Origin of the sequence: Sphingobacterium sp. SGL-16 (assembly GCF_011043515.1) — a bacterium.
Lineage (GTDB): Bacteria > Bacteroidota > Bacteroidia > Sphingobacteriales > Sphingobacteriaceae > Sphingobacterium > Sphingobacterium litopenaei.
Genome location: NZ_JAAKGQ010000016.1, coordinates 65,134 through 73,026, shown reverse-complemented (window position 1 = coordinate 73,026; position 7,893 = coordinate 65,134). Strand labels below are relative to the sequence as shown.

Genomic DNA, 7,893 nt, shown 5'->3' with positions numbered 1-7,893 from the left:
AATACTTTCTGATCTGATGGTTATTTTGTTTGTTCAATAGGTGAAGCATCTCCTGATACTATTCGTCAGTATATTCTCAATCAGGGTTAGTCGCTCACATCCCACAGGCTAAAGACCTGTGGGTTTTACGCTCCGTTTTATAAATTTTTAAAAAATGGGGAAGTCTATTCTTTTAGAATCATAAAAATGTAATTAACAGATTATATTTCCTGACGGGAGCAAGATTTTTCGGTAAAACTCATGTTGAAGTCAGGAGCATTTGGTTGTATGATAAAGGGAGTAACACTTTCTTTGTTACTCCCTAATGGACTTTTTATGGAAGAAATTACTCAGTTATTTCCATTCTTAATTCCTCATGCATACGTTTGGTTATATTTCCAATTTGGTAATCATAACATAAAGTAAAAACGTTGAATTTTCGACCATAAGATTCTTCGATTGTAAACTTATTAGGATAACGAGAATCATTATCTATTTGATGCACCACGAGGTTTTTATAAGGCTTTATAGTAACTTTATTATCTGGACCAACTTCCAGTATCATTGATGTTTTTGCTATACTTTGCTCATTACTAGTAAAAGATTCTATACCAGCAGTAACACGAACACTATTTTTAGAAATAGGAAATAATTTTTTACTGCCTGCTGTTATTGCTCCATCTTGTAATCCTGTCATACTATAGAAAGAATTTTTAGCCTGAGAGGCAAATTGATTATAAATCATTACTTTGTATAGTACATTACTTTTATTGGGATTTATTTCTACGCCCTCTTCAGGTAAAGCTTTTAAACTAATGAAATATGTGGAATCAGGAGATAATCCATCAGGACGTAATTTAACTAATGCACGGCCCGTACGTTCACCTGCTTTTATAACAATTTTAGCTTCAGGAATGTTGTAGCTTGCTTTTGTTAATAATTTAGCATATAATTTAGTGTCAGCATCATATAAAGACCAGTTGTATTTATCGAATAGTGTATTATCTTCAATAAGATTAACAGTCAGATCTCGGTCTGGAGCATATGATCCGCCCACTGAGGCTGTGATATATCCAGTCACTTCTTCATCATTTAAAGGAACAACTTCTTCAAAATTATTATGATATGAACTACTTATTAAGGCAACAACATTTTTATACATTTCCTGTTCAAAGACATCATTATCATTACATGAAATTAAAAAATATTGTAAGATAAATAATGCTATAAGTCTACTTTTCATATTATTTTTATTACAGTTTAACATTTAGTAACCAGGGTTTTGTGATACCGAAGGCAATCTTCGTAATTCTGCTCTTGGAATAGGAAGCCATACTAATCTTTTACTTACTTCTCGCTTTAAGAAGGATGACGAACCAGGAATTACCCGACGATAGTAAGTTTCTGCGGTAGCTCCATCAGGATTCATGCCGCTCATAGGCTCCCTTTCTGTCTCTTCATAAATGCCCCATCTTCTGACATCATAATAACGAAGATTTTCCCATAAGAGTTCTACCATTCTTTCTCTTTCGATTAGTTTCTGCACTAAATCCGCATTATTTAATTGAGCGTGTGAAAGTCCTGGGAGACCTGCTCGATAACGAACTTGATTAAATGATTTTTTTATCTCTTCTTCATCCCGATATATGACATAGTCTTGGTTGCCTATGGTCACAGTATGGCTTGCTTTTAGATTATTTAATGCTTCTGCGTAAATTAATAAAATTTCTGCATAGCGAATTATTGAATAAGCCTTATCAATTCTACGAGCTCCTGTTCCAGTTAAAGCATCCATAGGATGGTTGTATTTTTTAATTACATAACCTGTAATAGGATAATTAGGAGAGGAAGCGGTAACGCCTCCACGACCATCAGCGCCCTGGAAGAAGTAGTCTGCGGTATGATTTGTTTTCGAAACTACACTTAAATTTTGCCAAACAGCACCATTAAAGCCCACGGAAGCATAAAAGCGCATTTCTCGATTAGCATACATATTATAGATGCCTGAATTTAATGGATATCCTGAAAAACGTTTAGCTTGTGTAGTAAAACCTTTTTCAGAATAATACCCGTCAGAAGAAGCCTCTTCCTTAGTACGACCATCGTCCATTAGGTAGGCGTCAACCACCTTCTGTGTTATACAAAATCTACCCCATCCGCCCAAAGAAGGAGGAAACGCACCTTGATTAATAGTAGTATTTAAGTATTGCGTGTTTCTAGCCCATATAAACTCGGGATTTATCGCTGGGTAAGCCTCTCCAGTAAAAATGTCTGAGTAGGAACGGAAAGCATCTATCCCTCCAGCGCCATTTGGAAATGTGTTGTAAAAGTTAGGGTCTGATGTTATGCCTTGTGGCAACTTGGCTGTTTGATCATCTGCCTGTACCGTGTATAGTCGGTACTTGCCCATGTCCATTACCCGTTTAGCAGCAGCAGCGGCAATAGCCCATCTCTTTTCATCAATCTTTTGGGAAACATAATGTACTCCATCTGATTTACGTATCCATGATCCAAAATACGAATTTGCAACTGCGCCTCCGTTATATAATGGACTTGCATGTATTAATCTCAACCTAGCAATTAAAGCATACGCCGCGCCACGTGTAGGCTTACCAAAATCTAAAATTCCTACTTCATCAGGCATTAATAATGCGGCTGATTCAAATTCATTACAGATGTATTCCATCGCTTCATCAAACGTAGCGCGTTCTCTGTCGTAATATGCTAACTCCTCATTAGTGTTAACCAATTCATCTCCTAATAAGATCGGAGGACCATAATCTAACAAAAGATAATAATATGCATATGCTCTAATAAATTTAGTGTAGCCTTCAATTCTTGCCCTATTTGCATTGTTCAAGTCTTCGGGCACATCTAAATTTTGCAAAATCATATTACACTTTCTAATTATTTTGTAATAATTTCCCCATTGATTTAAGTTGGTAGCACCTTCCCCATAAAAATCTGGTGTGATACGTCCTGTTGCAAAATCCATCCCGTGGTATATGTTTCCAGTACCATTTGCGTTTGTTAAGCCATTAAAGCCTTCGTCAGTAGCCATAGGGCCTGGCGTGAAATTGTTGCGGATAGTTTGTGATTCATCTTTAAACATAGCTGCGGCGCCCCACATATATGCTTCCATATTTCGTGTGCTGCTGAATGCAGAGTCTATCTTAAATTCATCATCAAAATAACTATCTATTTTTAAATAATCTTTACACGATGTGGTAGATAAAGCAATTATGAATACTGATACTCCCACTATTCTTTTTAAAACTGAATTTTTCATTTACTTGATTTGTTCTTTCTCACTTAAAAATTAATATATAATTGAACCGAATACGTGGAAGGTATTGGGTATTTACGGCCATTGAATCTTGCTTGTTCTGGGTCAAATATTTTTACAGTATCCCAAGTATATAAGTTGTTACCAACAAACTGTAGGTCCATAGACTTTATGCCTGCTTTTCTCAAGAAAGAAGGATTTAAGTTGTAATTTATTGTTACTTCTTGTAGTCGTATATACTTTGCATCACTTTGCCAAAATGTTGATGTCTGATTATTGTTTGTGCTCCCTCCATAGGATAAACGAGGAAATTTCGCATTAGGATTCTCTGATAGGTTAGGGTCAATACCATTTAATATAGCGTATTCCTTCGGAATCCAACGATTCGACGGGTCCGCAACGATATCTAAGACGTTACCTATTGCTCCTTCATAAAATGGTCTATATCCAATTCCTCCATAAAAGAATGGACTACTTCCCGTTCCTTTAAATAGAACGCCTAAAGAAATCTTTTTGTAACTTACTTGACCTCCAAATCCATACATAATCAATGGAATTTCATCATTTTGTGCTAAGGGTACTTTATCTAAATTGTCAATGATTCCATCTCCATTGATATCTTTGTATTTGATATCACCAGGCATTACAGCTCCAAATGTTTGCTGAGGGCTATAATTAATATCATCTTGGTCTTTGAATAAACCTAAGGCTTGCAAGCCGCGGATTGATTTGTGCGGAAAATTATTGTACTCTAAGTAGGGGTATTCTAGGTAAGCTTGCTCCCAATTCTTAACCATATTTTTAGCGTAAGTAAAGTTACCGCGTAAGGTGAAATTTATATCCTTTGTTATATTTCCTTTATATGATATATTTCCATCCATCCCTGAACTTTGCATACGTCCAACATTTGCAAATGGGTTGTTTAGAACTCCTACATAGTCAGGCACTTGCACGCGTTGTTGAAATATTCCATTACGTTCATCTTTGAAAATGTCAAATACAAAATCTAATTTATTGTTGAATATTTTTCCTTCAAAACCAATGTTTGATTTAATTGCTCGTTCCCAAGCCAAATTGTCAGCGCCTATACGTGTTTCGCCTATTGTCTCTACTCCTCCTATTCCCCAAAGATCATTATCAGAATTCAATTGCGTGGTTCCCTGGTTTACTTTTGTCAAGTAAGGGAATCTTGTGTTGGAAATACGGTCATTACCAACAGATCCATATGATGCTCTTATTTTGAAATAATTTAACCATGGTGCGGACTCCTGCACAAATCTATAACTTGATGGTACCCAGCCTAATGCTACTGATGGGAAAAATCCGTATTGACGCCCTGGTTGAAAGTTTTCAGATCCTGTGTATCCAAAGTTTGCATCTAATAAATAAGTATCTTTATACCCATAAGTGACACGACTTGACACACCTTGGTAGCGTAAAGGAATAGATTCAAGATTTGATATGGCGTCTTTCGTATCTTTTGAGTCACTTAAATAATAGTATATTAATGCGGATGTTCGGTGATCATTATTAAACACCTTATCATAATTAATTACTGTTTCTAAGAAATATTTTCGGAATTGTCTTGTTTCTTTTTTATAACTAGCCTTTTCCTCAGGTACAGTAAGAATGGTGATTAATGAGCCATCCGCTGCTCTACCAATACCATTATATAATGCAGGTTGTACCCGTCGACGCTCATTAAAGTAACTATAAATGTCATAGGCTCCTTGAACTCGAAATTTCAAACCATCTAATACTGACGATAGATCTTGGTTTAACGATAGTGTGGTTTTACCTCTATATTCTTCATCAGCAGCTTTGCCTGTTCTATTGATCATTACATACGGAGAGGATTGATCTGATTTACCTCGCCCAGGTAATAATCCATTGGTAAATTGAGTAGGTATAGTCAAAGGTGTTAAGCTAGACTGTGCTCCCCAGATATAATCCGTATTGGCAATCCCTGGTTGTGTCAAGATTGATAAAAAGCCATCTGAACCTAAGAAAACTTTTGTCGATTTGGTAAGATTAACGTCCAAATTAATTCGGTAACTGTATGAATTGAACCCAACATTTGAACTATAAGGAGAATTCTTATCTACTTTATAAGCAGCAGTTTGATTTTTTCCTCCCAAACTTAAAAAATAACGTGCGACCTCACTGCCACCTCTACCACTTACATAGTAGCTATTAGACCAAAAGTTTTTATTTAATATTTCATCCTGCCAATTTACATTCGGATATAAATCAGGATCTAATCCATCTTTTATAATCCCCAACTCCACTTGGTTGTAAATTGGAGTATTTCCTCTAATTACACTAGCCTCGTTTGCTAACAATGCATAATTATAAGCATCTACATATTTGGGTAACCTATTTAGAGTGGATAATGTAGTATTCACTCTAGCAGTTAATTGGATACGATCTACCAAACCTCTTTTAGTTGTTACTAAAACAACCCCGTTAGCACCGCGAACACCGTATACAGCTGTTGCAGATGCGTCTTTCAAAATGGAGAAACTTTCGATGTCTGCAGGATCAATTGTATTTAAATTCCCCTCTAAACCATCAATTAATACTAATGCGCTATTATTAGCACCGAAAGTGCCAATGCCACGTACCCAAAATTCAGCGATATTTTTGCCAGGTTCCCCGCTTGCTTGCATGGAGATAACACCAGCTGCACGTCCTCCTAATAGATTTGTTATAGATGGTGCAGGTGATTGCAAGTCTTTTGGATCTACTGTAGAAATTGCACCTACTGAACTTATTTTTCTTTGAACATTCCCTAAGCCTACAACAACGACTTCATCAATTGATGAATTGTCTTGAATTAGAGTAATCAACAAATCATCTTTATCATTAATACTTAAGTGTTCTACTGTTTCGTAACCTACATAGCTAAATACTATTTTGTCTCCGTAAAGTACTTTTAGATTGAATCTTCCTTTATCATCTGTAGAGGATCCTATGGATGGTTTATCTTTTACGTAGATTGATACATTAGGCAATGGATTCTTGTTTATGTCTACAATAGTTCCTGCTATGGATAATTCTTTTCCTTGCTGAGCAAATGTGGGTATCGTGTATACGATGATTAACAACAAGACTATAAATTGAGAAATTTTCATTTTAATAATAAGAGGTTGATTATTCTATAACTAATTTTCGGATTCTAGCATTGGACCAATCAGCAATGTATATGTGTCCAAGTTCATTTACAGCGACTCCCCAAGGTTCATTAAACAAAGATTCAGTTGGTCCTCCGTCTTTGTAGCCAGATTTACCTGGTTGTCCGGCCACTGTAGTTACTACACCTTCGGGAGAGACCATACGAATACAGTGGTTGCCATAATCAGCAACAAACATATTTCCATCGTTATCAAACTTTATATCTTTTGGATAATTGAACAATGCGTCCTCAATAGGACCATCTTTAAAGGCTGATCCGCCCGGAGCATTTAATCTTTTAAATCCGCCTGTTCCATTAGGATCTCTAAGGTCTAACACCATTATGCCCTGTCTGAATTCTACTGGACTAGCATTTGAGTGCAGAGTGATATATAATTCCCAAGGTTTGGCGGGATTAATAGCTTGACCGTATTGCGAACCATAGGGGCCTTGATGGATAATTTTGGCTTCCAGTGTTTGAGGATTGATACGAGCAACTTTACCATCTCTATATCTTGTATATAAATTTCCATCCCAAGGTGAAAATGTGATAAAATTTTTATATCTATCACCTACTACAATCGAAGCATAGTCACTGGTAGAATATTTCATGTTACGTTGGCGAGGGTACCAAGCTTCCTTTGGGTCAAAGGTAAACATCACCTCTTGAACTGACTCGTGCGCTGCAGTAAGAATGCCTGTTGAGCGGTCAACTGTAAGCCCATTTGCATACAAAACACGTGTATCAGCGGTAGCTTGAATTAGCGGAGTGACAATATTCTGGGACTCATTGATTCGCGCAACTCCAAAAGTGGCTGTAGAACTTCCTGCTGTGTTACCATCACGCCACGACATGAAGATGTTACCTTCGCGATCTAATTCTAAATATTTGCCATACACAGTAGCTTCTGACAATGTGCCCGGGGTAAAAGTTTTCACTCCGTTACCAGTAACGGTACTTACTAATGCTTGAGTGCGATAAGTAAAATTATTTTTATAAACTACAGAATCGGCTCCTACTACAACAGATATGGTAGGATTTTCCCCTGGCAATCTTGGCACTAGTGCATATATGCGCTCTCCACTACTTGATATAACTTTAGCTTGTGTTTTATTAAAATAGACTTTAATTTTTGAGGGGTTTGTCCCAAAGTTTTCGCCATCTAAAAGAATTTTGTCTCTTGCTCCTCCCTCCAGTGGGTAAAAAGATGTTAAAACAACATCCTTTGTGGGATCATACTCTGTAGATGAAGAAAGAGAACTTTCATTTTTACAACTTGCAAAACTTATTAAGGTGCTGATAAAGCAGGCCTTTAATAGGTAGTGATTCATAGAATTATAGATTAATTTAATGTGCTTTTGTTGATGCAAGAATAGAAATAGGAAATCAATAAGATATTAAATGGATATTAATATAATATTATCAATTCGAAGGGTGTTTATAAGATTAACGT

At 36.3% G+C, this 7,893-nt stretch carries 4 protein-coding genes; all 4 read right to left on the bottom strand.

All coding sequences use genetic code 11. The features are described 5' to 3' along the window. Positions 1 to 325 precede the first annotated feature (325 nt). From G5B32_RS07660 to G5B32_RS07645, 4 genes are read right to left on the bottom strand one after another with little or no spacing between them, the layout of a single operon-like run. Positions 326 to 1,222 carry a BT_3044 domain-containing protein gene (locus tag G5B32_RS07660; protein ID WP_165290960.1) on the bottom strand — a complete coding sequence of 299 codons (897 nt, stop codon included), beginning with the start codon at positions 1,220 to 1,222 and terminating at the stop codon, positions 326 to 328. Positions 1,223 to 1,246: 24 nt separating this feature from the next. Continuing rightward, a complete protein-coding gene (locus G5B32_RS07655; RefSeq protein WP_165290959.1) occupies positions 1,247 to 3,268 on the bottom strand; it encodes a RagB/SusD family nutrient uptake outer membrane protein in 2,022 nt (673 codons plus the stop codon). 23 nt (positions 3,269 to 3,291) lie between these two features. Next, complete coding sequence (locus tag G5B32_RS07650) at positions 3,292 to 6,399, bottom strand: SusC/RagA family TonB-linked outer membrane protein (protein WP_165290958.1); 3,108 nt, start codon at positions 6,397 to 6,399, stop codon at positions 3,292 to 3,294. 19 nt (positions 6,400 to 6,418) lie between these two features. Further along, positions 6,419 to 7,771, bottom strand: coding sequence for an IPT/TIG domain-containing protein (locus G5B32_RS07645; RefSeq protein ID WP_165290957.1), 1,353 nt, complete (start codon positions 7,769 to 7,771; stop codon positions 6,419 to 6,421). Positions 7,772 to 7,893: the final 122 nt, after the last annotated feature.

What these genes read in the sequence shown, in the direction of transcription:
- G5B32_RS07645 (WP_165290957.1), bottom strand. Translation starts at nt 7,771, where the DNA reads ATGAATCACTACCTATTAAAGGCCTGCTTTATCAGCACCTTAATAAGT.
- G5B32_RS07650 (WP_165290958.1), bottom strand. Translation starts at nt 6,399, where the DNA reads ATGAAAATTTCTCAATTTATAGTCTTGTTGTTAATCATCGTATACACG.
- G5B32_RS07655 (WP_165290959.1), bottom strand. Translation starts at nt 3,268, where the DNA reads ATGAAAAATTCAGTTTTAAAAAGAATAGTGGGAGTATCAGTATTCATA.
- G5B32_RS07660 (WP_165290960.1), bottom strand. Translation starts at nt 1,222, where the DNA reads ATGAAAAGTAGACTTATAGCATTATTTATCTTACAATATTTTTTAATT.